This window comes from Plantactinospora sp. ZYX-F-223 (genome assembly GCF_039649625.1).
GTDB lineage: Bacteria > Actinomycetota > Actinomycetes > Mycobacteriales > Micromonosporaceae > Plantactinospora.
In genome coordinates, this window is sequence record NZ_JBDJAV010000023.1 from 51,918 (window position 1) to 78,181 (window position 26,264).

At 71.7% G+C, this 26,264-nt stretch carries 24 protein-coding genes; 11 read left to right on the plus strand and 13 right to left on the minus strand.

Going from position 1 to position 26,264, the window contains the following annotated elements; genetic code table 11:
- Positions 1–124 precede the first annotated feature (124 nt).
- The 6 genes from AAH979_RS23200 to AAH979_RS23225 all read right to left on the minus strand — a co-directional run bounded on the left by AAH979_RS23200 (position 125) and on the right by AAH979_RS23225 (position 5,789).
- Positions 125–469, minus strand: a complete 345-nt coding sequence (locus tag AAH979_RS23200) for a hypothetical protein (protein ID WP_346260223.1) — start codon at positions 467–469, stop codon at positions 125–127.
- Between the two features lie 414 nt (positions 470–883).
- Positions 884–3,379, minus strand: a complete 2,496-nt coding sequence (locus tag AAH979_RS23205) for a DUF4132 domain-containing protein (RefSeq protein ID WP_346260224.1) — start codon at positions 3,377–3,379, stop codon at positions 884–886.
- Entirely contained in the window at positions 3,379–3,771 is a 393-nt protein-coding gene (locus AAH979_RS23210; protein ID WP_346260225.1) for a hypothetical protein, read from the minus strand. Before AAH979_RS23210 ends, AAH979_RS23205 begins: the two co-directional genes overlap by 1 nt.
- A 148-nt stretch (positions 3,772–3,919) precedes the next feature.
- Positions 3,920–4,666 (minus strand): MBL fold metallo-hydrolase, encoded by a 747-nt coding sequence (locus tag AAH979_RS23215; RefSeq protein ID WP_346260226.1) that lies wholly within the window; start codon positions 4,664–4,666, stop codon positions 3,920–3,922.
- Between the two features lie 5 nt (positions 4,667–4,671).
- Positions 4,672–5,067, minus strand: coding sequence for a RidA family protein (locus tag AAH979_RS23220; protein ID WP_346260227.1), 396 nt, complete (start codon positions 5,065–5,067; stop codon positions 4,672–4,674).
- Positions 5,064–5,789 carry a GntR family transcriptional regulator gene (locus AAH979_RS23225; protein ID WP_346260228.1) on the minus strand — a complete coding sequence of 242 codons (726 nt, stop codon included), beginning with the start codon at positions 5,787–5,789 and terminating at the stop codon, positions 5,064–5,066. The genes AAH979_RS23220 and AAH979_RS23225 overlap by 4 nt, the downstream gene beginning before the upstream one ends.
- Positions 5,790–6,018: 229 nt before the next feature.
- Here AAH979_RS23225 and AAH979_RS23230 point away from each other — a divergent pair, with 229 nt between their 5' ends.
- The 10 genes from AAH979_RS23230 to AAH979_RS23275 all read left to right on the plus strand — a co-directional run bounded on the left by AAH979_RS23230 (position 6,019) and on the right by AAH979_RS23275 (position 17,147).
- Complete coding sequence (locus AAH979_RS23230) at positions 6,019–7,341, plus strand: sugar ABC transporter substrate-binding protein (protein ID WP_346260229.1); 1,323 nt, start codon at positions 6,019–6,021, stop codon at positions 7,339–7,341.
- Positions 7,342–7,430: 89 nt separating this feature from the next.
- Positions 7,431–8,393, plus strand: coding sequence for a sugar ABC transporter permease (locus tag AAH979_RS23235; RefSeq protein WP_346260230.1), 963 nt, complete (start codon positions 7,431–7,433; stop codon positions 8,391–8,393).
- Positions 8,390–9,238, plus strand: coding sequence for a carbohydrate ABC transporter permease (locus tag AAH979_RS23240; RefSeq protein WP_346260231.1), 849 nt, complete (start codon positions 8,390–8,392; stop codon positions 9,236–9,238). Before AAH979_RS23235 ends, AAH979_RS23240 begins: the two co-directional genes overlap by 4 nt.
- Before the next feature lie 89 nt (positions 9,239–9,327).
- A complete protein-coding gene (locus AAH979_RS23245; protein ID WP_346260232.1) occupies positions 9,328–10,104 on the plus strand; it encodes an SIS domain-containing protein in 777 nt (258 codons plus the stop codon).
- 70 nt (positions 10,105–10,174) lie between these two features.
- Entirely contained in the window at positions 10,175–11,116 is a 942-nt protein-coding gene (locus AAH979_RS23250; RefSeq protein ID WP_346260233.1) for a sugar phosphate isomerase/epimerase family protein, read from the plus strand.
- A gap of 8 nt (positions 11,117–11,124) precedes the next feature.
- Positions 11,125–12,633: an FGGY family carbohydrate kinase gene (locus tag AAH979_RS23255; protein WP_346260234.1), complete on the plus strand. Its 1,509-nt coding sequence runs from the start codon at positions 11,125–11,127 to the stop codon at positions 12,631–12,633.
- Between the two features lie 89 nt (positions 12,634–12,722).
- Positions 12,723–13,910: a M20/M25/M40 family metallo-hydrolase gene (locus tag AAH979_RS23260; protein WP_346260235.1), complete on the plus strand. Its 1,188-nt coding sequence runs from the start codon at positions 12,723–12,725 to the stop codon at positions 13,908–13,910.
- Positions 13,907–14,857 (plus strand): IclR family transcriptional regulator, encoded by a 951-nt coding sequence (locus tag AAH979_RS23265; RefSeq protein WP_346260236.1) that lies wholly within the window; start codon positions 13,907–13,909, stop codon positions 14,855–14,857. The genes AAH979_RS23260 and AAH979_RS23265 overlap by 4 nt, the downstream gene beginning before the upstream one ends.
- An 83-nt stretch (positions 14,858–14,940) precedes the next feature.
- Positions 14,941–16,113 (plus strand): pyridoxal-phosphate dependent enzyme, encoded by a 1,173-nt coding sequence (locus AAH979_RS23270; protein WP_346260237.1) that lies wholly within the window; start codon positions 14,941–14,943, stop codon positions 16,111–16,113.
- On the plus strand, positions 16,110–17,147 hold the full coding sequence (locus AAH979_RS23275; protein ID WP_346260238.1) for a Gfo/Idh/MocA family oxidoreductase: 1,038 nt from the start codon (positions 16,110–16,112) through the stop codon (positions 17,145–17,147). The genes AAH979_RS23270 and AAH979_RS23275 overlap by 4 nt, the downstream gene beginning before the upstream one ends.
- Here the strand turns inward: AAH979_RS23275 and AAH979_RS23280 are convergent.
- The 5 genes from AAH979_RS23280 to AAH979_RS23300 all read right to left on the minus strand — a co-directional run bounded on the left by AAH979_RS23280 (position 17,134) and on the right by AAH979_RS23300 (position 21,990).
- Positions 17,134–17,979, minus strand: a complete 846-nt coding sequence (locus AAH979_RS23280) for a siderophore-interacting protein (protein ID WP_346260239.1) — start codon at positions 17,977–17,979, stop codon at positions 17,134–17,136. The two genes, AAH979_RS23275 and AAH979_RS23280, sit on opposite strands and share 14 nt — an antisense overlap.
- Before the next feature lie 119 nt (positions 17,980–18,098).
- On the minus strand, positions 18,099–18,872 hold the full coding sequence (locus tag AAH979_RS23285; protein WP_346260240.1) for an ABC transporter ATP-binding protein: 774 nt from the start codon (positions 18,870–18,872) through the stop codon (positions 18,099–18,101).
- On the minus strand, positions 18,869–19,942 hold the full coding sequence (locus AAH979_RS23290; protein WP_346260241.1) for an iron chelate uptake ABC transporter family permease subunit: 1,074 nt from the start codon (positions 19,940–19,942) through the stop codon (positions 18,869–18,871). Before AAH979_RS23290 ends, AAH979_RS23285 begins: the two co-directional genes overlap by 4 nt.
- A 4-nt stretch (positions 19,943–19,946) precedes the next feature.
- Positions 19,947–20,999 (minus strand): iron ABC transporter permease, encoded by a 1,053-nt coding sequence (locus AAH979_RS23295; RefSeq protein ID WP_346260242.1) that lies wholly within the window; start codon positions 20,997–20,999, stop codon positions 19,947–19,949.
- On the minus strand, positions 20,986–21,990 hold the full coding sequence (locus AAH979_RS23300; RefSeq protein ID WP_346260243.1) for an ABC transporter substrate-binding protein: 1,005 nt from the start codon (positions 21,988–21,990) through the stop codon (positions 20,986–20,988). Before AAH979_RS23300 ends, AAH979_RS23295 begins: the two co-directional genes overlap by 14 nt.
- Positions 21,991–22,255: 265 nt before the next feature.
- On the opposite strand from AAH979_RS23300, the gene AAH979_RS23305 reads away from it, so the two are divergent.
- A complete protein-coding gene (locus tag AAH979_RS23305) occupies positions 22,256–22,489 on the plus strand; it encodes an iron chelate uptake ABC transporter family permease subunit (RefSeq protein ID WP_346260244.1) in 234 nt (77 codons plus the stop codon).
- A gap of 141 nt (positions 22,490–22,630) precedes the next feature.
- Here AAH979_RS23305 and AAH979_RS23310 read toward each other — a convergent pair whose 3' ends face one another.
- Both AAH979_RS23310 and AAH979_RS23315 read right to left on the minus strand, forming a co-directional pair.
- Complete coding sequence (locus tag AAH979_RS23310) at positions 22,631–23,428, minus strand: hypothetical protein (protein WP_346260245.1); 798 nt, start codon at positions 23,426–23,428, stop codon at positions 22,631–22,633.
- Positions 23,429–24,012: 584 nt separating this feature from the next.
- Positions 24,013–26,052: a DUF2264 domain-containing protein gene (locus tag AAH979_RS23315; RefSeq protein WP_346260246.1), complete on the minus strand. Its 2,040-nt coding sequence runs from the start codon at positions 26,050–26,052 to the stop codon at positions 24,013–24,015.
- Positions 26,053–26,264 lie beyond the last annotated feature (212 nt).

The window sequence follows — 26,264 nt, forward strand, 5'->3', positions numbered from 1 at the left end:
TTGGCTGAGCGCCGGCTGGCGCAGCTCTGCCGTCGGCTGAGCGCCTGCTGGCGCGGCTCCGCACGCCCGAACCGGTACGCGGACCGTGCCAGCAGATCATCCAGCTCACCCGCCACCTCCGATATCACCAGGCCCAGGTGTCGGGGCTGGTGTTGGTCACCAGAACGCCGATGCCGTAGTCGCTGATAACCACGGCGGTGTAGCGGTCTTTGTCGTACACGTTGAGTTTGTATTTGTCGCCCTTCTCCGACCACTGCCAGTAGTCGTTCACGCCGGACTGCGGCGAGATGGACTGTTGCCGGGACATGGCGGCGGGTGCCAGGCCGTCCACGTCCAGGCTCTCGGACCTGCTGCCGCCGGTCCAGGTGACATTGCCGGTCAGCGTCTCGCTGGAGACGTTGACCACGAAGAAGTCAAACGACCCGCTGCCTGCCATAGGGCCCTTGTCCGCACCCTCGGATTCCTTCAATCTCTTGATCCCCCGTCTCGGACCCGGCGCCCACCGACCGGGCACCAGATCAGAATAGGGTGATAAAAGCGCGTTTTAGGGTGAAAGTAGACGCCTGGCAGGCGGCCAGGTCGTCGCTTGCGCGTCACGGCTCGGAATCAAGGCCCTGCCTGGTCGATGTCGATCAGGCCGGGCACGGCCCGGCGTGGTCGGCCCAACTCCCTGCCCTGAAGGTCGAGGGGCGCCAGCGCGTCACCGTCCAGCGCGACCGGGTCCACCCCGATGCGGTCGGGCCGCCGCGGGACGCCGGCCTGGGATCGGTCCGAGGCCGGTGGCGGTGACCCGACCTGCGTACCGCGGCCTGCCAGCGGCGTCCCGACACCAGCTCGGCCAGCAAGGGGAGCGGTTCCGCCGTGCGGACCGCTGCTGGCCGGGTCAGCCCCGCAGTTGCTGGGTGATCGTGCGGTCGGTGATCTGGGTGTCCTTCGCCAGCATGAGCGCCTTGCTGAGGATGACGGCGAGCACCCGGTCGCCCTCGAACGGGAGGAAGACGTCGCCGGTCGAGGAGCTGGCCGTCTGCTTCGGCACGATGCAGAGGTATTGGTCGTTCGGGCTCATCAGGATATTGCCCGAACCCAGGTGGATCTTGTAGGTGCGCAGGTCGCCCCGGACCACGAGGAAACGGCCCTCGACCTTCGCCCGGTCGGCGATGGCCAGCCGGGGGACGAGGCGTTCGAGCATCTCCCGGCGGGTCTGCGCGGTGCCGCTGAGCTCGCCGAAGCTGTAGGACGCCCAGTACTCGCGGAATCGCCCTCCGGGACCACCGTCCTGCCAGGTGGGGTCGTTGCCGACGCTGGCGACGCCGACGAAGAGGTCGACGTCGCGCAGCACCTCGCTGAGCACCAGCGGCGGGATCTCGGCCAGCGGCACCGGGTCGGTCGGCTGCGCGTCCTGGGACACCCACTGCTCGTAGCCGCCGCCACCGGCGTGCGCGTAGTGCTCGGGCGCGCCGATCGGATAGAACCGGACCTGGTCGGTGGCGATCCGCAGGTATGCCCCCGACTCGGTGGTGTCGACCTCCCAGTCGTCGCCGATGCCCTCGATCCAGAACTCCGCGCGCAGTCCCCACTGCGGCAGCTCGCGGGTGGCCGGCTCGTAGGCGTCGTCGACCATCATCCGCAGCTTGTTGCGCCATCCCCGAGCCGCGGTCAGGGCGTGGAACTGGTGCTGGCGCAGGACGTGCGCCGCGTACCGGTTGGAATAGACCCGGGTGTTCTCCTCGGCCGCGGTCAGCAGGTAGACCTCGCGGTGTGCCTGCTTGAACGGCTGGGTCACCTGCTTGGCCTCCAGCCATGCGCGCCAGGCGAGCACCTCGGCCACCTCGCGGCCGATCGGGTGCCACAGCCGGACCGTCTCGCCGGCCGCGATCTCCTTCTCCTCGTGGGTACGCAGAGCACCGTCAGCGAAGGCGCAGGGCACGTCGTCGACGAGCCAGATCAGCCGGCGGGCCAGCGTACCGAGCAGGGGGTGGTCGAGGTAGCGGGCGCGCCAGGCGTCGAACGGCCAGACCCGCTGGGCGAGGAACTGGCGGTCGAGGCGTTCCGTCTGGGCCGAGAGCATCTTCTCGACGTCCTTCACGGCAGCCTTGAAGTCGGCGAGTTGCTCGGGGTGGGCGGACCGCACCGAGGCGGGGACCGACTTGACGATCTTCCCGGTGCTGTTGCGCCAGGTGACAGTGACCGTTCCGGAGGTGGCGTCCAGCGTCGCCGACGCGTCGCCGAAGTGTTCGACCCGCCGGCCCACCTCGGTCAGCCCGTACGCCGGTACGGCGAGTTCCTCGACCTCGTCCCGGGTCAGGCCCAGCGCCGCCGCTCGGGCGTCGAGGGCCGCGTTCAGCTCCTTGAGCGTGCCCTTGAACGTGACCCGGGCGGCGAGCCGGGCGATCTGGGCGAGCGCCTCCTCGGTCGGCACCCGCGACAACGCGTACACGGCGGCGTTGGCGATCTTGGGGCTGCGCGGGCCGATCCCGGCGACCTTGCGCAGTGCCGTCTCGACGAGCGCGCCGAGCGTCCGTGGGGTCTCGGGGTGGCCGGGCAGGAAGGAGGTCATCCAGACCAGTCCGCGCAGCGGTGTGGTGTTGAACTGGTCGAAGGCCTCGTTGACGTCGTGCTCCCAGCGTGTGCGGTTGAGCCGGATGGTGCGCGGCTGCCCGACCAGGGCGAGCCAGCTCCGCAGCCGGTCACCCGGCTCGGGCAGCTCGTCGAGCAGCCTGCGGGCGGCCGTCTCCCACTTCTGCGACGGTTTGGCGCTCGTCGCGGTGGCCGCGTGCCGGAACAGCTCGTGCCAGCGACGGGCCTCGTCCGGGTCGAGCGACGCGACATCGGCCAGGGCGCGGTCGGCCCACGTCTCGCCCGGGCTCAATGCCGGTGTGTCGAGCCTGTCCAGCAACGGCTTGAGTGCGCCGGCCGAGCCCCAGTAGCCGTGCGCGACGGTGCGGCGCATCGTGGCGACGACCTCCGGTGGCAGCGGCCGCCCGGCGTCGAGCAGGAGTTCGGCCATCTGCCGCAGCTCCTCGCCGTCGAAGTAGGCGGTGTGCCGGGCGGCGAAGCCGAGCGCGACGGCGGCCGAATCCGGTGTCGAGGTCTTGCTGTAGGGCCTGACCAGGATCTCCAACAGTTCGTTGGTGACCCGGCGATGGTCGGTCTCGGTGACCCGGCAACACCGGTCGAGGATCGCCATCAGCAGCTCGGGTTTGCGCTCGGGTGCGACGAGCCCGAGCACGTCGGTCACGTGCCGGCTCTCGTGACCCCAATGACCGGTGTAGACGGCGGCGTAGGCCAGGGCCTCGTCGGCGAGGCCCTGGACGTCGCCGCGCCGGGCGAGCTCCGCCATCCGATCGCCGTATTCGGGAAAGAGCACCGGGGTCGGCATCAGCCACCCACCAGCGGTACCAGCTTGAGGAAGGTGATCCGGGTGCCTCGGGTCAACTCCACGACCGCGTCCAGCTCGTCGACCTGCCGGTCGTCGACGAGGACGATGAAACCGTTGCGGGAGAACGCCTCCAGCGCGCGGTCGGCCTGTTCCTGCGGGTCGATCCGGCGCGGCTGCCTGAGCTTGAATCCGTTGAGTGTCCGCTCGGTGCCGGTCGGCTGCACCAGCCCGCGGAAGACGTCGCCACCCTGCGCGTTGTGCTCGGCGACCTCCTGGAAGACGCGGCGGCGGATCACCTCCCGCACCGGCAGGCGTTCCTCGAAGATCTCCAGATGCCATGCGGTGCTGCGCTCGCCCGCGGTCGTCTCGTCGACGAAACTCACCATCGCCATGGCGTCGCAGTCTAGGGTCGCCCCCCGACACGGAGTCGGCCGTGGCGCCGCAGGATCGGATCCGGTGGCCGTTCCGGCACCCCGGCACGGTCTCGCGTCGGCCCCGAAGCCCTGGCCGTGCGGGCCGCCCCACCTGCCGATCGGGCGGTCAGGTGAGGACGTTCGGCGGGGGGACGAGCCGGCGGAAGGACTCGGCCGCCCGTCCGATGTCCACCCAGGCGTCGCGCAGCACCGGCTCGCCGTGGCCGGGAAGCAGTACGTCGACCTCGCGCCCGGCCAGTGCGCTGACCGTCTCGGCGTACCGGTCGAGCCGGCAGTCGGGGAGCGCCTGGAGGCTCACCCGCCCGCCGGCGAAGAGGCAGTCACCGCTGAACAGGATGCTCCGGCCGGCGCGGCGGACCAGTACGACGAGGTGGCCGTCGCAGTGGCCGGGCGCGTCGAGGATCTCGACGTCCAGGCCGCCGGCCCGGACGACGTCGCCACCGGCCAGTACCCGATCCACTGTGGCCGGTGAGAGCCGGTAGTCGGGCGGGTAGATCCCGACGGCGCGGGCCGCCGCCAGCGAGGTGCGCGACTCGTCGGCGGTGGCCAGCGCCGCCGCCGTCTCGGCGCTGGCCAGCACGGGCAGCCCGGCGGCCCGGATCGCGGCGGCGCCACCGGCGTGGTCGGCGTGGTAGTGCGTGACGATGGCGCCGCTCAGGGCGGCCGGGTCGCAGACCTCGGCGACGGCGGCCAGCCACGCCCGGGCGCCCAGTCCGGTGCCGGTGTCGACCAGGACGCCGCCGCTGCCGTCCCAGATCAGGTAGCAGTGGCAGTCGTGCGGGTCGGTGAGCGCCTCGGGGTGGCTCCCGCTGCCGACCAGCCAGACGGAATCGAACAGGTGCACGGCGCCCATCGCGGTCAACCCGCCGGCGTCGGTTCGCGCCGTACGGCCACGACGTCGACTTCGATCAGGATCCCGGCGAGCGTGCTGCCGACGGTGGTGCGTACCGGATAGGGCGGCCGGAAGCGGTTGGCGTACACCTCGTTGTAAGCGGCGAAGTCGCGGTCGAGGTGTTGCAGGTGCACGGTGGCCTTCACGACGTCGCGCAGGCCCAGCCCGACGGTGCGCAGCGCGCCCTCGACGTTGTCGAGCACCTGCGCGGTCTGCGCGGTGATGCCCTCCGGGACGGTGCCGGTGGCCGGGTCCTGCGGTCCGAAGCCGGCCGTCCAGACCAGGGTGCCGGTGTCGACGACGTGACTGTACGGCCCGGCCGGTTCGGGCAGGTCGGGGCTGGTGTGGGCGGTCCATGTCATGTCTCGGTCTCCCTCGGTTCGGTGCTGGGGCGGTGCAGGACGGACTTGACCTCGTAGCGGTCGTGGCGGTAGCGGGACCGGGAACGCTGGGCCGGGCGGCGGTTGGTGTCGTAGAAGACGTCCACGATCTCCAGCGCCGGGGCGTGTTCCGGCAGGCCGAGCAGTTGGGCGTCGCGGGACGGCGCGGGCACCGCGCGCACCCGGCGGCGGGCCGCCGCCATCACGACGCCCGCCTTCGCCAGCACCTCGTGCAGCGACCCCTCCAGCTCGGCGGCCTCAAGGACGCGCTGGAACCGGGCGGAGAGGTGGGCGTCCTCCAGGCACATCGGCTCGTCGTCGGCGAACCGCAGCCGCTCCAGCCGGATGACCGGACTGTCGACCTCGACCCCGAGGTCGAGGGCGACCTCGGGGGAGGCGGGGACCTCCTCGATCGCCACGAGACGGCTGCTCGGCCGCAGTCCCCGGGAGCGCATGTCCTCGGTGAAGGAGGTCAGGTGGGGTCCCATGGCCACGGTGGGTCGGCGGACGAACGTGCCGAGGCCGGGGACGCGTTCCACCCGCCCGTCGGTGGCCAGTGCGTCGAGTGCCTGCCGGACCGTCATCCGGCTGACCTCGAAGCGCACGGCGAGATCCTTCTCCGAGGGCAGCCGGGACCCCACCGGCAGGTTCCGGCACTGCTCGCGGAGAGCGTTCGTGATCGCGACGTGTTTCGGCGTTGACATGAAGTGAGCATCCCGTATCTCCGGCTGGCGGCCGTACCCGGCCAGGTCCGGTCCAGACCCGGGGGCTCCCTTGCTCTTGACTGGTCTAGACCGCCTCGGTATGGTCCGGAACATTATTCCAACACCGCTCGGTCCGTCTAGTCCGCAGCGTCGCCGTCAGCCGCACGAAGAGTCGTGACGATCCGGAAGCTCGCGGAACACCTGAAGGCCGTGAGAGGAGTACCACCTCATGAGGTACGGGAAGTTCAAGCGGCTGACCGCCGTGGCCGTGGTTGCGGTGGCCGGCCTGTCGGTCGCCGCCTGCGGCGGCTCGAGTGGGCCAGCCGGCGACGACAAGACCCTGACCCTGTGGCACATGGAGCAGCCGCCGAACCGGGTCGCGGAGTTCCAGAAGTTGATCGACGGCTACAACGCCACCAACCCGGAATACAAAGTCCAGGCGCAGGTCCAGGACTGGAACCAGATCTACACGAAGATTTCGGGCGCGGTGCAGTCGAAGACGCAGCCCGACATCCTTTTCACCATCCCGGACTTCACCACCTACGTACGCCCGCTCGGCGCGGTCCGGCCGGTCACCGGGCTGGTGGAGGAGCTCGACAAGGCGCACACCTTCCAGGAGGCGGCCAAGGCCCCCTACCGCGACGACGACCAGTACTGGGCCGTTCCGCTCTACGGCATGGTGCAGATGCTCTGGTACCGCAAGGACCTGTTGGCCAAGGCGGGCATCGCCGAACCGCCGAAGACCACCAGCGAGTTGCTGGCGGACGCCCAGAAGCTCACCACCGGCAACCAGAAGGGCATCGCGTTGCCGGCCGGCAAGAACCTCGCCACCGACCAGGTGCTCTACAGCCTGATGCTGACCGGCGGGGCGGGCAACTTCTTCACCCCCTCCGGTGAGGTCAACTTCAACACCCCGGAGACCGTCCGGGCAATCACCCTCTACCGGGACCTGCTCAAGCAGTCGCCGTCGGACAGCGGCAACTACTCCTGGGGTGAGCCGCAGGCGGCGTTCAACAGCGGCGCGGCGGCGATGGCGATCGAGAAGGGGCAGTACCTGGCCCCGTTCGAGCAGGAGTCCGGGCGCCCCGCGAGCGACCTGGGCTGCGCCCCGATCCCGGTGGCCGACTCCGGCGGCAAGCCGGGCAGCATCTACTACTCCAACGCCGCGATGGTGATGTCCAGCGACGACGCCAAGGCCGCCGGTGCCGAGGCTTTCCTGAAGTACGTCCTCCAGCCGGAGAACTACGGCACGCTGCTCAACGCCGAGCCGGGCCTGTTCCTGCCGTTGACCGCCGACGGTGCCATGGCCGAGTCCTGGACCAGCAACGAGGTCGTGCAGAAGTACCGGGGCTGCGTCGACGCCATGCTCGAACAGTCGAAGACGGGCGCCCTGTTCGGCTTCGTCGACGGCCAGTACGTCGACTCCGTCGGCAAGATCTCCGGGCAGAACGTGCTGGCCCAGGTCGTGCAGCGGGTCTACAGCGGCGGCGAGTCGCCGGAGGCGGCGGTCAAGTGGGGTGACGAGCAGATGCGTGCGGCGGTCGCCAAGTGAACCATTCTCAACCTGAACCGCGCGGCGCTCACGCACCGCGTCCGACCCTGCGGTCCGTCGAACCGCGAGGAGAGGTTGAAGAAGGTTCGGTGAGCAGCCGCAACGCGGTACCGGGTACCGGGGAGGCCATCCCCGGTACCCGGGCCGCCGGGCAGCCGGCGACGGCCCGCCGCCGTCGCCGGCCCTGGCACACCCACCTGCTCGGGTACGGCCTCGTCGCGCCGCTGGTGCTGGTGATGCTCGGCGTGATCGGCTACCCGCTGCTGAACACCGTGCTGCTCAGCCTCCAGGACCAGGGGGTGGTCGGCAGCAGCTCGACCTTCGTCGGCCTCGACAACTACACCGAGGCGTTCGCCGACGGCGCGTTCTGGGCCTCGGTCGGGCGGTCCGGGATCTGGCTGGCCGGCAACCTCCTGGTGCAGACGATCATCGCCTTCGGCACCGCGCTGCTGATCGGCCGCTCCGGGCGCTGGGCCCGGGCCTCCCGGACCTGGGTGCTCATCCCCTGGGTGATCCCCACCGTCGCGGTCGCGGTGATCTGGCAGTGGCTCAGCAACAGCAACTACGGCATCGTGCCGAAGCTCGGTGCCGCGGTCGGCATCGACGGGCTGGGCAGCCCGTTCGGCGACAGTGCCCTGGCGATGCCGGCGCTGATCCTGATGAACAGCTGGCACTGGTTCCCGCTCGGCGCGGTCGTCATCTTCGGCGCGCTGCGGACGATCCCCGGCGAGATCTACGAGGCCGCCCGGGTGGACGGCGCCGACGCCTGGCGGATCTTCTGGCGGATCACGTTCCCCCTGCTCCAGCCGGTGCTCTTCGCGCTCGGGCTGGTCGGTTCGCTCTGGTCGTTCAACATCGTCGACTCGATCTACCTGGTCACCAAGGGCGGGCCCGCCGACGCGACCACGACTGCCCCGATCTTCATCTACAACAAGGCGTTCAACCAGTTCCAGGCGAGCGATGCCGCCGCCGTCAGCGTCATCACGATCATCCTGCTGGCCGCCGTCGCCTTCTTCTACATCCGCGTCGCGAAGCCGAAGGAGGACCTGTGACATCCCCGCTGTCCGTGACGTCCCGGCTGCCGTGGGCGCGGCTGCCGCGCCTCGTCACCTGGGTCGTGCTCACCGCCATCGTGCTCGGGCCGCTCTACTGGATCACGATCTCGGCGTTCAAGGACCGCGAGGAGATCCTGCGTACGACGCCGACGCTGTTCCCGACGGATCCGACGCTGGAGAACTTCCGGCAGCTCTTCACCGCGACGGACTATCCCAGCTACCTCACCAACAGCTTCGTGATCGCGCTCTCCACCGCGTTGTTCACCGTGCTGGTGTCGTTCGCGGCGGCGTACGGGCTCTACCGGCTGCGCATTCCGGGCGGCAACAAGCTGGCCGGGGCGATCCTGGTGGCGTACATGATTCCCGGGACCCTGCTGCTGGTGCCGCTCTACCAGGCGTTCGCCGCGGTGGAGCTGATCGACACCAGGAACGCGCTGGTGATCGTGAACGTCGCGTTCACCGCGCCGTTCTGCACCTGGCTGCTGCGCGGCTTCTTCTTCGCGATTCCCCGGGACATCGACGAGGCCGCCGCCGTCGACGGAGCCGGTCCGGTCCGGATGATGCTGCGGATCGTCCTTCCGCTGCTCGCACCGGGCATCTCCACGGTCGCCGTCTACGCCTTCGTCTTCTCCTGGACCGAGTTCGTGTTCGCCTCGCAGCTCATCGTCAGCGACCAGCTCAAGACCCTGCCCATCGGGCTGAGCGCGATCATGGGCCAGTACACCGTGAACTGGGGGCTGTTGATGGCCGGTACGGTCTGCACGGTCATTCCGGCCATCGTCCCGTTCCTCTTCGCCGGCCGCTACTTCGTCGGCGGGCTGACGGCGGGAGCGGTCAAGTGAACCTTTTTCGACCTGAACCGCGCGGCGCTCACGCACCACATCCGGCCGTAAGGTCCGGCGGACCGCAAGGGGAGGTTGAAAAAGGTTCAGTGAGCGGATCGGCGCCCGCCGGGCGCGCGACCTGGTCGCCGTCGGACGTGACCGCCACCGGGTACGCGGCACGCATCCAGCAGGTCCTCGGCCGCGCCCTGGCCGAGGAACTGCCGGCGATGCGCCGGGCCGCGGAGCTGGTCGCCCGGTCGTGGACCGCCAAGGGCCTCTGCTACGTCTTCGGCAGCGGCCATTCGCACATCTTCGGGGAGGAGGCGTTCTACCGGGCCGGCGGCGCGGTGCGGGTCTGCCCGATCCTCAAGCCGGCGCACATGCTGCACGAGGGCGCGGTCCGCAGCACCGTGCTGGAACGGGAGCACGGCCACGCCGAGTCGGTGCTGTCGGGTTACCGGCTCGACGGCGACCGTGACGTCCTGCTGATCGCGTCCAACTCGGGCGCGAACCCGCTGCCCGTCGAGGTCGGGCAGGCGGCGAAGGCGCGCGGCCTGCCGCTGATCGCGATCACCTCCCGGCGGTACGCCGCGTCGATCGACCGGCCCGGCCCACGGCTGCACGACATCGCCGACGTGGTCGTCGACAACCACTGCCCGCCCGGTGACGCGCTCGTCGAGCTGGGCCCCGGGCTGCCGTCCGCCGGACCGTCGTCCAGTGTGGTCGGTCTCGCCCTGCTCGACGCGATCATCGTCGAGGCGCTCGGCATCCAGATCCGCCGTGGCGAGACGCCGGAGGTGTTCATGAGCGCGAACATGCCCGGCGCCGCCGAGCACAACACCGAGGCGGCCCGCCGGATGTCCGACCTCGTCCCGCACCTGTAGCTAGTCGGCGCACCTGTAGCCCTGTCCCGCATCTGTAGCTCGTCGCACACCTGTCGAAGGGAGACCAACGGTGAAGATCAGTTTTGAGGTCTGGCCGAACATGCCCTGGGGCCGGCTGGAGGCGGCCGGTCCGGCCTGGAACTCCTGGGGGGACAAGCCGGCGACCTGGTGCGTGGAGCAGACCGCCAAGTACGGCTACGACGGCGTCGATTTCATCTTCGCGAAGCTGCTGGAGGTGCCGAAGGCCGAGTACGACCAGCAACTCCTGGACGTGCGCGCCACGGCGGAGCGGGTCGGCATCGACATCGGCTACCTCGGCCACCACACCACCTTCGTCAGCCCTCGGGAGTTCGACCGGGAGCGCGGCATCGAGTCGTTCAAGAAGGCCCTGGACGCGGCGGCCGTACTCGGCGCGAAGTCGGTCTGCACGCTGATCGGCGACGGCTACTACGACCCGCCGCTGAACGTGCTGCTCAGCCGCAAGGACGCCTGGCGGCAGTGCCGGGAGGCGATCACCGAGGTGGCCGCACACGCCTCCGGGCTCGGGCTCAACGTCAGCATCGAACTGTTGCAGGGCACCATCCTCAACCGGGTGGAGCTGATCGAGCGGATGTTCGACGAGGTCGGCGCGAGCAACCTGCGGATGACGATGGACACCGGCGCGTTCTACGTCGCGGTGAAGCCGTTCATGAACGTCAAGCAGGCGATCAAGCGACTCGGCCCGTACATCGACATCGTGCAGATCAAGGACGAGGTGGGGCTGCCGACGATCGTGCACTGCAACCACATCTGGTTCGGCGGCGGGCTGGTCGACTTCCGGGAGACGTACGAGGCGCTCGCGGAGATCAACTTCGACGGGTACGTCAGCGTCGAGTGGGAGGGTTGGCAGGTCGGCGGCACCATCGGGGTCGGCGAGCCGGCCGGAGTGGGCCTCGCCGACTTCGACCGGGTCGCCGAGGAGTCCCTGGAGTATCTGATGGAGTTCGGTTTCGTCCCCCGGCGCAGCCGTTGACCGCCGCCGTGTCCGGCGGTCCCCTGCTGGTCGGAGTCGACCTCGGTACCACCGGAGTGAAGGTGCTGGTGGTCGACTCCGGGACCGGCGCCACGGCGGCCCGGACCTACCGCGACTACCCGTCCGACACCAGCCGGCCGGGGCGGCACGAGCAGGACCCGGCCGACTGGTGGCGCGCGGCGGCCGGCGCGGTGCGGGAGGCGCTGGCCGGGCTCGACCCCGGGGCGGTGGCCGGGGTCGGGCTGAGCGGCCACATGCACGCGGTGGCGCTCTTCGACGACCGGGACCGGCCGGTACGCCCGGCGATGACCTGGGCGGACCGGCGGGCCGTCGCCGAGGTGCGGGAACTGCGCGAGCACGGCGACCTCTTCGGCGAACTGACCGGCAACCCGGTGGTGGAGGCGTTCAGCGCCGCCAAGCTCGCCTGGCTGGTCCGGCACGAACCCGAGGCGGTACGCCGGGCCGTCCGGATGGTCCAGCCCAAGGACGTGCTGCGGCACCACCTCACCGGCGACTGGGGCAGCGACCCCACCGACGCCGCCGGCACCCTGCTCTACGACGTCATCCGGCGGCGGTGGGAGCCGCGGCTGTGGGCCCGCTGCGGAGCCGACGAGCGGCTGGCGCCCCGGGTGCAGGGCTCGGCGGAGATCGTCGGGGCGGTCCGACCCGAGGCGGCCGAGGCGACCGGGCTGCGCGCCGGTACCCCGGTGGTGGCCGGCGGCGGCGACGTCTCCTGCGCTGCACTCGGGGCCGGGGCGGTCGCCGACGGTCGGGTCTACGTCAACGTCGGCACCGCCGCCCAGATCGTCACCCCGGTGCCGGAGCCGCGGGCCGGCGTCGACCGGTTCGTCTTCGCCCGGGCCGGCGAGGACGGCTTCCTCGGCATGGTCTCCTCGTACGCGGCCGGGCTGGCGATCCGCTGGGCCGAGCGGAACCTGCTCGCCAGCGGCACCCCGCAGGTGCCGGACGGCACGGCGGACCGGCTGGCCCGGGGGAGTGGCCCCGGCGCCGGCGGACTGACCTTCCTGCCGTACCTGCTCGGCGCCAGCGCCCCGATCCACGATCCGGCGGTCCGGGCCGCGCTGCTCGGCGCCGCGCCGGAACACGGACCCGCCGACGTCGCCCGCGCCGTACTCGAAGGCGTCGCCTACGCCTGCGCGGCGGCGGTGGAGCAACTCCTCGACGGCGCGGGCGCCGCGACCGAGATCCGGGTCGGTGGCGGGGTGACCCGATCGGCGGTGTGGTGCGAGGCGTTCGCCGCCGTGTGCGACGCACCCGTGCGACGGCTGCGCCAGGACGCCTCGCCGCGCGGCGCCGTCGCGCTGGCCGGGATCGGGGCCGGAGTCTGGCCGGACGTCGCCGCCGCCTGCGCGGCGCTGGACGACAGCGAGCCGCTGACCGCCCCGGCCGAGCACCGGCCCGGCTACCGGCGGGCCCGCCGACGCTACACCGCCGTCGCGGCGGCCGTCGCCGAACTGCACCGCGATCCGGCCCTCTCCGGCGGGGGTGCGGGATGAACCTCTCGCCACCTGAACCGCGCGGCGCTCACGCACCGCGTCCGACCCTGCGGTCCGGCGGACCGCGGGGGGAGGCGGAAAAGGGTTCGATGATCGGGCGGATCGACCCGGACGCGGTGCTGGCGGAGGCCGCCCGGCTGATCGCGATCGAGGGCCACCAGGACCATCCCGGGCAGGAGCGCGCGGTCGCCGACTACCTCGCCGACCGGCTGCGCGGCTGTGCGGCCGAGGTCGAGACCCAGCCGGTGGAGCGCGACCGGGCCAACGTGATCGCCCGGGTGCGCGGCAGCCGTCCGGGCCCGACGCTGATGCTCAACGCGCACCTGGACACCGTGCCGCCCTACGGCATGCCGGACGCGCTGCTGCCCAGGGTCTCCGACGGCCGGCTGTGGGGCCGGGGCGCCGTCGACATGAAGGGTGCCCTGGCGGCGATGATCGCCGTTGTCGAACTGCTCGCCGCGCCGGACGTCACGTTCGACGGCGAACTGCTGCTGACCGCCGTCGCCGGGGAGGAGAACGGCAGCCCCGGGATGCGGGCGCTGGTCGGGGCCGGCGTCCGCGCCGACTTCGCGATCGTGGGCGAGCCGACGATGCTGCGGGTCGGGCGGGCGCACAAGGGCGCGATGTGGGCCCAGGCGACGTTTCGGGGTGTCGCCACGCACGGCAGCGTGCCGCAGGACGGGGTCAACGCCGTCTACCACGCGGCCCGGTTCATCGCCGCGGTCGAGCGGGACCTGGTACCCGCACTCGACCGGCGCCGCCATCCACTGCTCGGCCCGGCGACCGTCAACGTCGGGGTGGTAGCCGGCGGGGACCGCCCGCCGATGGTCCCGGCGTCCTGCGTCGTCCAGCTCGACCGGCGGTGGCTGCCGTCGGAACGGCACGACGAGGTACTGGCCGAGCTGCGCGCGGTCGTGGCGGAGTTGAGTCAGGCGGACCCCCGGGTGGATGCCACGGTCGAGGAGATGGCCGGTACGGCGACCTTCGTGCACGCCCCGCTCGACTGCCCGGCCGACGACCCGTACCTGCGGATGCTCTGCGCTGTCGCCGCGGACCCGGAGCCGGTCGGGTTGCAGTTCTGGACGGACGCCGCCCTGCTCGCCGCCACCGGCACCCCGGCGGCGGTCTGCGGGCCGGGCGACATCGCCCAGGCACACTCCCTGGCCGAGTGGGTGCTCGTCGACCAGTTGCGCGGTGCGGCCGAGGTCTATCGTGCTATGGCGCAGCGGATGCTGTCGGTGCGCCGGCTGGACGCCGAGGCCGAGATGAGGGCATGAAGATGGCCAACAACGAACGGAAACCCGACGGCCTGCGGGCGGTCGAGCGGACCGTCGCGGTGCTCCGGGCGCTCGCGGAGAGCCCGCCGGGTGCCTCGCTGACCGAACTCGTCAAGGCGACGGAGATTCCGGCGACCACCCTGCACCGGATGCTCGGTGTGCTGCGCGGCACCGCGCTGGTCCGCGAGACGGTCGACGGCCGGTACGCGCTGGCCGCCGGCACGATGGCGCTGGCCCGCTCCTATCTCGACGGACTCGACCTGCGCCAGGAGGCGCTGGGGGTGATGCGACCGCTCTCCGCCCAGACCGGCGAGACCTGCCACCTCGGCGTGCTCGCCCTGGTACACGTCGTCTACATCGAAAAGATCGACAGCCCGTCCCCGGTGCGGATGTACAGCCGGGTCGGCCAGACCAACCCGGCGCTGACCACCGCGATCGGTCGGGCCATCCTCGCCCACTCACCGGCGCACGTCCTCGACGAGGTGATCGAGGCGCACGGGCGGCTCTCCGGCGAACCCGTGGTCCGCGCCGACATCGACGCGCTGCTGGCCGGCGTACGGGCCGACGGCTACGCCCGCGACCTGCAGGAGAGTGAACTCGGCATCTGCTGCGTCGCGGCCCCGGTCTTCGACCACACCGGGCACGTCGTCGCCGGGCTGGGCATCTCGGCCCCGGCCACCCGGTTCGACGCCGAGGCCGCCGGCCGGCTCGGCCCGCAGGTCCGGGCCGCCGCCGCGGACCTCTCCGGCCAGCTCGGCTGGAGCGGTGCGCCCACCCGCGCCATCACCGAGCCGCAGACCGGTGCGCCGGCTCGCGGCGTTGCCGACCCCGAGAGCGGTTCGTCCACTCGCGACGTCGCCGGCCCGCAGGCCGGTTCGGGCGGCCGGACGCCGGAGCCGCGTTCCCTGCCGGCTGCGGCGCGCTCGCTACCGACGGCGGCGCGATGAGGGACTTCACCGTCGCGTGTGTCCGGTGCCGGCAGAGCACGGAATTCCCCGCCTACCGCTGCCGGAGCTGCGGGTCACCCGTCGTGCTCGACCTGAACCCGGTCTCCGCCGAGGAGTGCCGGCGCACCGCCGGAAGCGGACTGTGGCGGTACGCCGGCATGCTGCCCCGGACGACGCACGCCGTCACCCTCGGCGAGGGCGCGACACCACTGCTGCCGCTGCGGTACGGCGGTGTCGACGCCCACGTCAAGCTGGAGTCGCTGAACCCGTCCCTCTCCTTCAAGGACCGGGCGATGGCGCTCGCCGCGTCCGCCGCCCTCGACCGGGGACTGGACGGTCTCGTCCTGGCCTCGACCGGCAACGCCGCCGTATCGGCCGCCACCTATGCCGCAGCGGCGGGGCTACGCTGCCGGATCTTCTGCGCCACAGGCTCGAACGCGGGGGCGAAGCTGGCGACCGCCCGGGCGCACGGTGCCGAGGTGGAACTGGTCGACGGCCACTACAGCGACGCGTACGCCGCCGCGACCCGCGCCGAGGGGGAGGGCTGGCTCAACGTCACCACCACGTACCGGAACCCGCTGCTGACCGAGGCGTACCGGCCGATCGCGGCCGAACTCGTCGAGGACCTCGGCGCCGTACCGGACGTGCTGGTCGTACCGGTCGGTGCGGGCCCGCTGCTGCGCGGCATCTGGCTCGGCTTCACGGATCTGCGGGACGCGGGCCTGACCAGTACCCTGCCCCGGATGGTCGGGGTGCAGGCCAAGGCATGCGCTCCGCTGGCCCGTGCCTGGGACGCGGCGGACTGGGAGTCGTCGCTGCGCGAGCCCGTCGTGGTCGCCCCGACCGCCGCGACCGCCATCGCCGACGCGCTGCGCGGCTACGAGGACGAGGGTCTGCTGACCCTGGCCGCCGCTCGGGACAGTGGCGGCGCGATCGTCGGCGTCGACGAGCCGGCCATCGCCTCGGCAGCCCGTGATCTGGCCCGGCACGGGCTGTTCGTGGAGCCGGCGGCGGCCGCCGCGGTGGCGGCCCTGCACACCTCCGCCGTCCCCGCGCCGTCGTGCGCCGTCGCCGTGCTCACCGGCCACGGCGCCAAAGAGCCCTCCACCTTCACCGTCCCCGGCGGGCACGGCGCCAGGGAAACCTGCGCTGTCGCCGTGCATGCCGGCCGGGGTGCGCAGGCACCCCCGGCTCCTGCGGTGCCCACCGGCCGGAGTGCGAACACACCGTCCATCCCCGGGAGGGAATCGTCATGACCGGACCGACCGTGGTGATCGCCGGAGTGGGGCGGTTCGGGGCCCTGCACGCCCGGGTCTGGGCCGAGGCCGGCGCCCGGATCGTCGGTCTGGTGGACCCGGACACCGCCCGGCTCGCCGAGGTGGCCCGGGCGCACGGCGTCGAGGCGACCGACACCGACCTCGCCCCGCTGCTCGACCGGGTCCGCCCGGAGGTCGTGGTGATCGCCTCCGACGAGGCCTCACACGTCGGGCTGGCCGTGACCGCCCTGGCGGCGGGCAGCCACGTCTTCGTCGAGAAGCCGCTGGCCCTGTCGGCCGCCGACGCGTGGCGGATCGCCGACACCGCCGAGGCCCACCAGCGGCAGGTCGTGGCGGGGCACATCTCCCGGTTCACCGCACCGATGGCCCGGATGCGGGCCGGCATCGAACGGGGCGCCGTCGGCACACCGTGCGCGCTGCGGCTGCGCCGGGACTTCAGCCGCGCCTGGTTCCTCAGTTTCGGTGACCGGGTGCATCCGGTCTGGGAGTCCTGCATCCACGACATCGACCTGGCGATCTCGTTCGCCCGCACCCCGGTACGCCGGGTCGTGGCGATGCGCAGCGGCGCGGCCGGTGACGCGGCGCCCAGTGTGGTCAGCGCCCTCCTCGAATTCGACAACGGGGTGATCGCGACGGTCGAGTCCGCCTGGCTGGTGCCGGCGACCGCGCCCGGCACCCTGGACGACGGTCCGTTGGCCCTGGACGGGGCCATCGTGGGCGAGGTCGAGGTGTTGGGCCTGGACGGGATCCTCAAGCAGCGGCTGGTCAGCGACGCGCTGGTGGAGTGGACCCGGGCCGGGGTCCAGGTTCCGGACCTGTCGCTGTGGCCGGAGGAGGACGGTGTGGTCGGCGGGGCGTTGCGCCGCGAGGTGGGGTACGCCCTCGCGGTGTTCACCGGCCGGCGCGAGCCGGACGTCATGCCGGTCGAGGAGGCGTGCTGGGGCGTCGCGGCGGCCGAAGCCGTCGTCGAGTCGCTGCGTACCGGCGCGCCGGTGGAGCCTAGGCGGCGCTGACCCGGGTGCGAGTGGCCCGCCAGTAGCCGCAGAACATGATGTTCTCCTTCGGCACGCCGGTGCTGACCCAGTGCCGGCGCAGCCCGGTGGCGAGCCCCTGTTCGCCGGCCACCCAGCCGTAGTGCGGCGAGTCGGCCGCCGGCAGGTCCCGGGCCGCGGCGAGCGCGAGCGTCCCGGGTACGCCGGGCCGGTCGCCGCGGACCAGCCAGCTCAGCTCGACGCCGGGCGGCGCGGAGAGGGGCTGCCGGTCCGCATCGGCGGGGACCTCGATGACGGCGTGTCCCCGGGTGTGCGGCGGGAGCGAGGCGAGCACGCCGGCGACCGCCGGTAGGGCGCTCTCGTCGGCGACCAGGCGCACCTGGTCGACCGGCGCGGGCGGATTGAACCCGATGCCCTCGTCCAGGATGGCCACCGGGTCACCGGGGCGGCAGGTCTGCGCCCAGGTGGCGGCCGGACCCGCGCCCGGGTCGCCGGCCGTACCGTGGATGACGAAGTCGACGTCGAGTTCCGGTCCGTTGCCCGGTTCGTTGCGGTAGCCGCGCACCGTGTAGTTGCGCAGCACCGGCCGGGACGACTTGGCGATGGTGAGGAAGCGCAGGTACGCGAGGGTGTTCAGCCGGTCCGGCAGTTTGCCGAGCGAGTCGTCGGTGACCGGGATGAACAGCCGGAACCACTGGTCGAATCCCATCGGACGGAACCGTCCGGCGTCCTGCTCGCCGAGGGTCACCCGCTGGAAGTGCGGCGAGATCCGCTCACTGCGCAACACCCGCAGGTGGAGCAGCTCGGACACCTCCGGCTTGACCCTGGTCGCGTTCAGGTTCGTCCTGGCCATCTTCCCCTCGCCTCCGGTCTCCGGTTCGTAGTCGGGTACTTCCAGTGGTCGTCACGGCACGCTCGGGCGCCGGGATCCGGGCGAGCTGGAGCGGTCGGCGCGGCGCAACGGGCCCGCCCTCAGACGGGTACCACCATCGGGGTGCCGGCGATCGGGTCGGGCACGATCATGCAGTCGAGCCCGAAGACCTTCTCGACCAGTTCGGCGCTGACCACGTCGGTCGGGGCGCCTTCGGCGACGATCGCGCCGTCCGACATCGCGATGACGTGGTCGCAGAACCGACAGGCGAGGTTGAGGTCGTGCAGGACGACGACGATGGTCTTGCCGGACTCGGCGTTCAGCTTGCGGAGCAGCCGCAGCAGTTCGACCTGGTGGTTGATGTCCAGAAAGGTGGTGGGCTCGTCGAGCAGCAGCAGGTCGGTCTCCTGGGCCAGGGCCATGGCGACCCAGACACGCTGGCGCTGACCGCCGGAGAGGTCCCGGATCGGACGGTCGATCAGGTCCGCGGTGCCGGTGGCGTCGAGCGCCCGGGTGACCGCCTCGTGGTCGCGGTCGGTCCAGCGCCGGAACCAGCCCTGGTGCGGGTAGCGGCCCCGGGAGACGAGGTCGGCGACGGTGATGCCGTCGGGCGCGACCGGGGTCTGCGGGAGCAGCCCCAGCACCTTCGCCACGTCGAGGGTGCGCAGGTCGGCGACGGCCCGGCCGTCGAGGTAGACGGCGCCGCCGCGGGCCGGTAGCAGCCGGGCCAGACCCCGTAGCAGGGTGGACTTGCCGCAGGCGTTGGCGCCGACGATCGCGGTGATCCGGCCGTCCAGCACCGTGACGTCGAGGTTGGCGACGACGGTCCGGTTGTCGTATCCGAGGGTCAGGTCCTCGGCGCGCAGTCGGGTCATCCACCCACTCCTTGCCGGTTCGTGGTGGCCAGCAGCCACAGCAGATAGGGAGCACCGACCGCGCCGGTCACCACGCCGGTGGGCAGCGGTGTCGGCAGCAGGTGCACGGCGACGAGATCGGCGGTGAGCAGTAGCGCGGCGCCGACCAGCGCGGCAGGCAGGATCCCGCCGGTGGCCGGGCCGAGCAGGCGGTTGGCGATCGGGCCGGCGACGAGGGCCACGAAGGCGATGGGACCGGCCACCGAGACTGCCAGGGCGACCAGCACGATGGCGGTGGCGAGCAGGCCGGCCCGGCTCAGGTCGGGCCGGGTGCCCAGGGTACGGGCGGCGTCGTCGCCGAGTTCGAGGGCCCGCAACGGTCGCTGGAGCAGTACCGCGACGGGGAGCAGGACGAGCAGGGCACCGGCGAGCAGGCGCAGTTCGTCGGTGCTGGCCTGCCCGACGGAGCCGGTCAGCCAGTGCATCGCCTGGCGGGCCTCGAAGAGCCGGGCCCGGCTGAGCACGTAGCCGATGAGACCGTCGAAGAAGACCGACGTGCCGATGCCGATCAGGATGAAGCGGTAGCCGGTGACCCCGTCGCGCCAGGCCAGCAGATACATGAGCAGGCCGGCGAGGATCGCGCCGCCGAGGGCGAGCCCGCTGACGGCGAGCCCGCCGGCCTGGAGCAGCACGATCCCGGTGACGGCGGCGAGCCCGGCCCCGGAGGTGATGCCGACGAAGTCCGGCGAGGCGAGCGGGTTGCGCAGTAGTTGCTGGAAGATCGTCCCGGAGGCGCCGAGTGCGAGCCCGACCGTCAGGGCGGAGGCGGCGGTCGGCAGCCGCAGGCCGCGCACGACGAAGTCGACGCTGGGGTTGTCGCGCAGGTGCAGTACCGAGGCGACGACCTCACCGGCGCCGAGCCGGAAGCTGCCCACCATCATGGTCAGGACGAAGAGCGCGGCCACGGCCACGGCCAGGGCGCAGGTCACGGCGGTGGAGCGGGCCCGGCGCCGCCGCCGGTTGCCGCGCAGCGCCGAGCCTGCCCCGGTACCGTTCGGTGCGGTGGTCGGGTGGGTCGTCGTCGCGGTCATCCGCTCACACCTCCGAGAGCCGGCCGTAGCGGACGATGGTCACGAACGCGGGCGCGCCCAGCACGCCGAGCACCACCCCGACCTGGAGCTCGTCGGGGGCGGCCACGACCCGGCCGAGCACGTCGGCGAGGAGCAGCGCGATCGGCGCCAGCACCATCGAGTACGGCAGGATCCACCGGTAGTCGGGACCGCAGATGAGCCGGGCCACGTGCGGTACGACCAGTCCGACGAAGACGATCGGCCCGCAGGCGGCGGTGGCGGCGCCGGCGAGTACCGCGACCACGGCGAAGGCGGCCGTGCGGGTCCGGGTGACGTGCTGGCCGAGGCCGCGTGCGGTGTCCTCGCCGAGCGCGAGGCCGTTGAGGGCACGCCCGAAGCCGAGTGACGCGGCCAGGCCGAGCAGCAGGAACGGCGCGACCCCGGTCAGGATCGGGGTGTACCGGCCGGCGAGCGAGCCGACCTGCCAGAACCGCAGTTCGTTGAGCGCGTCCACGTTCGTCATCACCATCCCGGTGGTGACCGAGACGAGGCCGGCGGTGACCGCCGCTCCGGCCAGGGCCAGCTTGACCGGCGTGGCGCCCTCCCGGCCCAGTGACGCGATCGCGTACACCAGCACGAGCGCGGCGATCGCTCCGGCGAAGGCGAACCAGATGTAGACACCGACGCCGCGTACCCCGAGCACCGTGATGGCGAAGACGACCAGGACGGCGGCACCGGAGTTGATGCCCATGATCCCCGCGTCGGCGAGCGGGTTGCGGGTGACGCCCTGCAGGATCGCCCCGGCGACGCCGAGCGCGGCGCCGACCAGGATGCCGAGCAGGGTACGGGGGACCCGCAGCTCCAGCGTGACCGTGCTGGCGATCGACCCGTCGTCGCCCAGGTTGCCGAGGGCGCGCAGCACCTCGGAGAGCCCGATGGAGCGCGAGCCCATCGTCACGCTCAGGAACGCGACGGCGACGAGGAGCAGGCAGAGCGCGGCGAGCCCGGGCCAGAGAGCCGAGGCCCGCCGCCCGCCGCGTCCCGGGGCGCGCGTCGGGACGCGGCTAGCTGCCGACATTCGGATCCGCGGCCTTGACCGCCTCGGTCAGCGTGGTCAGTTCGGTGGCGAAGTCGCCGTAGGTGTGCAGCCAGAACGCCGGCCAGGAGACGGTCGCGCCGGCCTTGGCCGCCTTGATCTTGAACCAGGTCGGCTGCTTCTTGCCCCACTCCGCGTTGGCGGTGGGGGTGAAGGAGCGGCCGTCCCACAGGATCAGGTCCGGCTGGTACTTGTCCGCGTTCTCCCAGCTCAGGTTCTCCCAGTACGGGAAGCCGGGGTCCGGGCTACCCGGGTTGATCACTTTCAGTCCCCAGCCCTGCAGGTCCAGCAGCTCGGGCGCGTACTCGGGGTTGGCCACGTACACCTTGTCGTCGGCGGGCGACATCGCCGCGACGGTCAGCCCGGGCTTGCCGGCGGTCGCGGCCTTGAAGGCGGTGACCGCCTCCTCGAAGCGCTTCTTGTGCGCCGCGATCTCCGGCTTGTCCACGTCGGCCCCGAGGCTCTCGGCGAGATCCTCGTACCCCTCGGCCAGCGCGACGATCGACTTGCCCTGGCTGACACCGACGACGGGGGCCAGTTCGGCGAGCTTCTTGCTCTTCTCGTCGACGCCTTCCTCCAGGCCGCTGTGCGCCTTCTCCGCCGGCCACCAGTCGCCGACGATGAGGTCCGGGCGCAGCGCGGCGGCCTTCTCGACGTCGATCTTCCCCCACTCCTCGCCGAGGATCTCGATCCCGGCCAGGTCGAGGTTGCGCAGGTTGGGGTCGGTCTTGACCGACTCGTCGGCGAAGATGCCGACCGGCTTGATGCCGAAGGACATCAGCGCGGCCGCCTCACCCGCGTGCGCGATGATCCGGGTGGGGGTCTTGTCCGCCTTCACGACCTGGCCGGAGCCGTCGGTGAAGGACCAGGGACCGCCGGCGGCGGGGGTGTCGGCGGTGTCGGAGTCGCTGCCGCAGCCGGCGAGCACGACGCTCAACGCGGTCACGGCCAGGACCGGACGCCATGCGCGCATGGTGGTGGTTTCCGTTCTCTCGGGTTCGACCGAGCCTCGGCGGCTCGGTGGTTAGGTTAGGCTAAGCACAGCAGTACCTCTTGGCTAGCCGACATGATCCGACTCACCCGAAGATCCAGGTCCCGGCAGGCTGCTCGGACGAGGTGCCGGACGCCCTAAGGCCGTCCGGGCCGGTCGCCGACTCCGCTGGCTACGGCCATCCCCCGGGGCGTCGGCAGGTGAGCTACGCCGGCTTGACTTGATCAAAGGTTGGCTAACCGCCCGGATGCTGCCGGTCGTCGCGCTGGTCAGGGCGATCCTGGTCAGCCTGGCCGGCACGCTCGGTCGGACGCCCATCGCACCCGCGCAGATCCCGGCCGGCCTGGTCACGGCCATGGTCGGTGCGCCGTACTTCGCCTGGCTGCTCTGGCGTTTCCCGCGCCGTGACGCCGGCCGCACGATGACGCACCCGGTACGGGCGGCCCGGGGGAGAGAGGCCGGTTGCCGCCGGTACCCCTGACCGGAAACCGGCACGGCAGATAACCCGATCCCGCGGACCGGGACGCCGCCTCGACACGTCCCGGCCCGCAGGGCCTCGACGACCGCCCCGGCTGGTGGGCGCCGGCACCGGACCTGCGCCCACGTCCGCTGGTCAGGGTCGTCAGTTGCGGGTGCGGCCGAGGTAGATGTTGCGGGCGCGGTAGAGGGTTTCGGCGGTCGGCCCGGGTGAGCCGGAGGAGCCTTCCATCTGGAGGTTGATGATCAGCCACATCGGTTTGCCGACGAAGTGGGATCCGCGGTGCTGGCCTTTCCACTGGCCGTCAAGGTAGTAGTGGATGTCGACGTCGGTCGTGTTGACCTTGGTGATCCAGACCCGGTATTCGTGCCACGCGGCTGGGTTCGACACCGCGACGATGGTGTTGTCCCATGCCCCGTCGTAGGTGTTGAACCAGTTGCGGGCGTCGCCCTTGTACTCCAGGATGTCGCTTTCCGGTGGCCAGCTGTTGGCTCCGGTGAGCCAGAACGCCGGCCAGGTGCCGCGGGTCGACGGTGCCTGGAATTCGCCTCTGACCTCGTAGTTGGGAAACTGGTCGTTGACGAGTACCTGGTCTTTGGCGTGGATGGCGCCGGAGTGGTAGCGGATCGGCAGGTGTGGGTCGGCTGAGCTGGTTCCTTCGTCCCAGGTGATGCGGGTGGCTTTGATGTTGAGCTGTCCGCTGGGGGAGAGGTAGACGTGGTTGTTGTCGGTGGCGCTGGCGTACATGCGGGCGCTGCCGTTGTGGTCGGAGCCCCAGGGGTAGCGGAAGTTCCATTCGGCGATGAGCGCGTCGCGGTTGGCGAACGAGGACCCGTTGATGAGTGTCTCCCAGGTGGCCGCCCGGGCAGGCGGTTGGGCGAGCACCATGGTGCCGGCGAGCAGGATGGTGAGGGCGAGGCCGCCGCGGACGGTCCGGATCATTGCCACCACCTCGGTGATTCTGGTCCGGTACGCCACAGTGGCCGGCCCGGTTCGGTGGTCGCCGGTGCCGGGGCGGTGACGGCGAGTGACATTCCGAGCGATAGGAAACACCTGCTCCGTTTCACTTTGTGTCCCTTCTGTTCGGTTTCTGTGGTCGGGTGGCCGAGGGCCTTCTGGTGCCGTCCTGGCGCATCCCCGGCCCAGCCCTCCCGCGGTGGCACCGGCCTCCGGCCGGCTGCCCCTCCGGACCGCGGGTGTTGGCGGTCCGGCAACACCTTGGTACCGGCAACACCTTGGTAATCGAGCGTGCACCGGCACACCAGATCCTGAACCGATTCAACCATGGAGATACATAAATGGATATCACTGGCTGTGTCGACATGTGTGATCGGCGCTGGAATCATTTGCCCGGCTCGGGATCGATGTGACGGAGTCGATCTATAGCTGACCGCCGAAGCCCATGCTTGACGGTCGGCGTCGCCGGCCCTGAGTATGGCCAGGATCGGCAGCAACCGGCGAGGCCGAGTGTCAGCGCCGTCGCGGCGCCGATGACAGCCGGTACTGCGGCCTTCATCCCTTCCTCCTTATGTGAGGGGCCTGGGCGGGCCCGTACTGCTAGCAGGTCGCCTGACGGCGGGCCTGGCCCGTCCCGTGTCCAGGCGGGTCGCCGTGCTGGCCCCGTCCGGCCAGTCCACCCCCACGTGGAGGCCGTCGGCGTCTTCGTCCAGCACGACCTGACACGGCTGCCTGGGAGCCGAGGCCGCGAACTCCTCGGACAGTTCGACGAGGGTGGCGATCCACTCCCCTGGCTGGACGGGGTGGTCCAGCCAGGGCACGACCAGCCCGCCGGCCAGGGGCCCGCCGTGCGGAACGGTGGTGGCGCCGGCCGTTCCGCCGCCATGGACTGTCTCGAGCCAGCTGATCAGGCCGGCCCCGGTCACGGTCGCGACATTGCCGCCGAAGGCGGCCGTCGCATCACCGGCAAGGGCCCAGCCGCCGATCCGCAGCCGCAGCGCAGCCGCCTCGACGCCGTCGGTGAGGCCGTCGACGCGGGTCAGGCGTAGCTCCCAGGGGCCGCGAACCAGCGAGTACACGGTGAGGTGCCCGGCCGGTCGGGACTGGCCCGTGCGGCCGCCGCCGTGGTCACGTTGGCCCGGAGCCGGGTCGACCCAGTGGGCGAGCGCGCGCGACCCGGCCACGCCGACGCCGTTGCCGTCGACCTGCTGGGTCAGTAGGCGCATGCCGGCGCGGTGGGTGGCCCGGCCCGCGCCGTCGACGAGGGTGACGGACTGGTCGAGCGGATTGACCCAGCCGCTCTCGTCAAGGACCGGGCTGGTGGCGGTGGAGTAACCGAGTCGGGCGTAGAGCGGGGAGTCGCAGACCGTCGCGCCGTCCAGCGCGTGGTCGGTGCCGTGGTTGACGACGCGGACGATTCCGTCGGCGCGGGTGGCCGAGACCAGCCAGCCCGGCGCGCGTATGGCCCGTACCGCGTCGTGCTCCTCGACCGGAAGCGGCCGCTCGGGCTCCGTCCACACCGGATGGTCGGCGGGCAGTGCGATGCCGAGCAGGCCCTTGCTGGCCCAGTACGGCGAGCCGGGGCCGGAGTAGGCCTGGGCCAGCCGCGGCCACGGCCCGTGCCAGCCGAGAGTGAGCAGGCCACGCTCGTCCGGGGCGCCGCGGTCGACGAAGTGGCGCACGATGCCGGTGGCGGCGCGGCGCAACTGGCCGAGGCTGACCGAGGGCACGCGGGCGATCGTGCCGACCCAGAACGGCGCTGCGGCGGCGAACCGGTAGATCAGGCTCCGCCCCTGGATCAGCGGCGACCCGTCGGCGCCCACGAGGGCGACCGCGTCCCGCAGGAACCGGTCGAGGCCGGCCACATCCCGCTCGCGGCGCTCCGCGGCCAGGTCCGCCGCGCCGGCCATCCGGGCCCACAACGTCGGATACAGGTGCAGGGCCCACCCCACGTAGTGGTCGTAGGCGCGCTCCGGCCCGTCGGACATCCAGCCGTCGGCGCGGGCGAATCCGTCGTGGGTGGCCAGATCCTCGGCCATCTCGTCGAGCGCGTGTGGCCCGCCCACCGAGCGCAGGAACGTCTGCACAACCAGCCGGAACCAGACCCAGTTGATCCGCGGGTAGGTGTGGTCGCCGACCGCCGGAGCGAGGTAGTCCACCACCCGCTCCCGCACCGCGGACGGCAGCCGGTCCCAGATCCACGGGCGGGTCATGTCCAGGATCAGGGCGATCGAGGCGGCCTCCACCTTCGCCTGGGGGTGCTCGTCCAGCCGCACCCAGCGCTCCGGTGAGGCCGGATCGGTGCCGGCGGCGATGCCGGTCGCGTACCGGTCGACGAGGTCGTCCACGCCAACCCCGCGAGCACCGGCGATGCGGAAACCAGCCAGCAGAAATGTACGGGCGAATCCCTCCAGACCGTCGACGGCCCGGCCGTAACCGCCCTCCGGGCCGGGAAAGGTGACGAGAGCTTGTCCGGGCGACGTGAACGGCTGGGCGGCGGCGAGAATCCGGTCGGCGAGGGCCAACCAGTCATCGCGGCGCCAGCTTGCGGCCATCTCGGCGCCCGAGCGTCTCCGTGGTGCCGTCTGGCCGGTGGTGTCGGAGATCATCCGCGGTCCTGTCGCATCGATCCACCCCCATGGCACGTGGCGACTGGATGTCGCCCGCACATGTGACGTACCGGCAACGGCCGGGTTTCCGAAGTACAGGGCTCAGCACAGAGTGAGTCGATGACGCTATCAAACCGGAATGACCATCTTCGATCAAAAGAGCGCATGCGTCGCGTGCTCTCGTGCCGGCTCGGACTGCCTCGCCCTCATGT

Bases quoted from the DNA above. Each gene is read 5' to 3' on its own strand.
- AAH979_RS23215 (WP_346260226.1), bottom strand. From the start codon at position 4,666: ATGGGCGCCGTGCACCTGTTCGATTCCGTCTGGCTGGTCGGCAGCGGG.
- AAH979_RS23310 (WP_346260245.1), bottom strand. From the start codon at position 23,428: ATGATCCGGACCGTCCGCGGCGGCCTCGCCCTCACCATCCTGCTCGCC.
- AAH979_RS23275 (WP_346260238.1), top strand. From the start codon at position 16,110: ATGACCGGACCGACCGTGGTGATCGCCGGAGTGGGGCGGTTCGGGGCC.
- AAH979_RS23220 (WP_346260227.1), bottom strand. From the start codon at position 5,067: ATGACATGGACCGCCCACACCAGCCCCGACCTGCCCGAACCGGCCGGG.
- AAH979_RS23315 (WP_346260246.1), bottom strand. From the start codon at position 26,052: ATGATCTCCGACACCACCGGCCAGACGGCACCACGGAGACGCTCGGGC.
- AAH979_RS23210 (WP_346260225.1), bottom strand. From the start codon at position 3,771: ATGGCGATGGTGAGTTTCGTCGACGAGACGACCGCGGGCGAGCGCAGC.
- AAH979_RS23260 (WP_346260235.1), top strand. From the start codon at position 12,723: ATGATCGGGCGGATCGACCCGGACGCGGTGCTGGCGGAGGCCGCCCGG.
- AAH979_RS23265 (WP_346260236.1), top strand. From the start codon at position 13,907: ATGAAGATGGCCAACAACGAACGGAAACCCGACGGCCTGCGGGCGGTC.
- AAH979_RS23290 (WP_346260241.1), bottom strand. From the start codon at position 19,942: ATGACCGCGACGACGACCCACCCGACCACCGCACCGAACGGTACCGGG.
- AAH979_RS23300 (WP_346260243.1), bottom strand. From the start codon at position 21,990: ATGCGCGCATGGCGTCCGGTCCTGGCCGTGACCGCGTTGAGCGTCGTG.
- AAH979_RS23230 (WP_346260229.1), top strand. From the start codon at position 6,019: ATGAGGTACGGGAAGTTCAAGCGGCTGACCGCCGTGGCCGTGGTTGCG.
- AAH979_RS23305 (WP_346260244.1), top strand. From the start codon at position 22,256: ATGCTGCCGGTCGTCGCGCTGGTCAGGGCGATCCTGGTCAGCCTGGCC.
- AAH979_RS23205 (WP_346260224.1), bottom strand. From the start codon at position 3,379: ATGCCGACCCCGGTGCTCTTTCCCGAATACGGCGATCGGATGGCGGAG.
- AAH979_RS23285 (WP_346260240.1), bottom strand. From the start codon at position 18,872: ATGACCCGACTGCGCGCCGAGGACCTGACCCTCGGATACGACAACCGG.
- AAH979_RS23295 (WP_346260242.1), bottom strand. From the start codon at position 20,999: ATGTCGGCAGCTAGCCGCGTCCCGACGCGCGCCCCGGGACGCGGCGGG.
- AAH979_RS23225 (WP_346260228.1), bottom strand. From the start codon at position 5,789: ATGTCAACGCCGAAACACGTCGCGATCACGAACGCTCTCCGCGAGCAG.
- AAH979_RS23280 (WP_346260239.1), bottom strand. From the start codon at position 17,979: ATGGCCAGGACGAACCTGAACGCGACCAGGGTCAAGCCGGAGGTGTCC.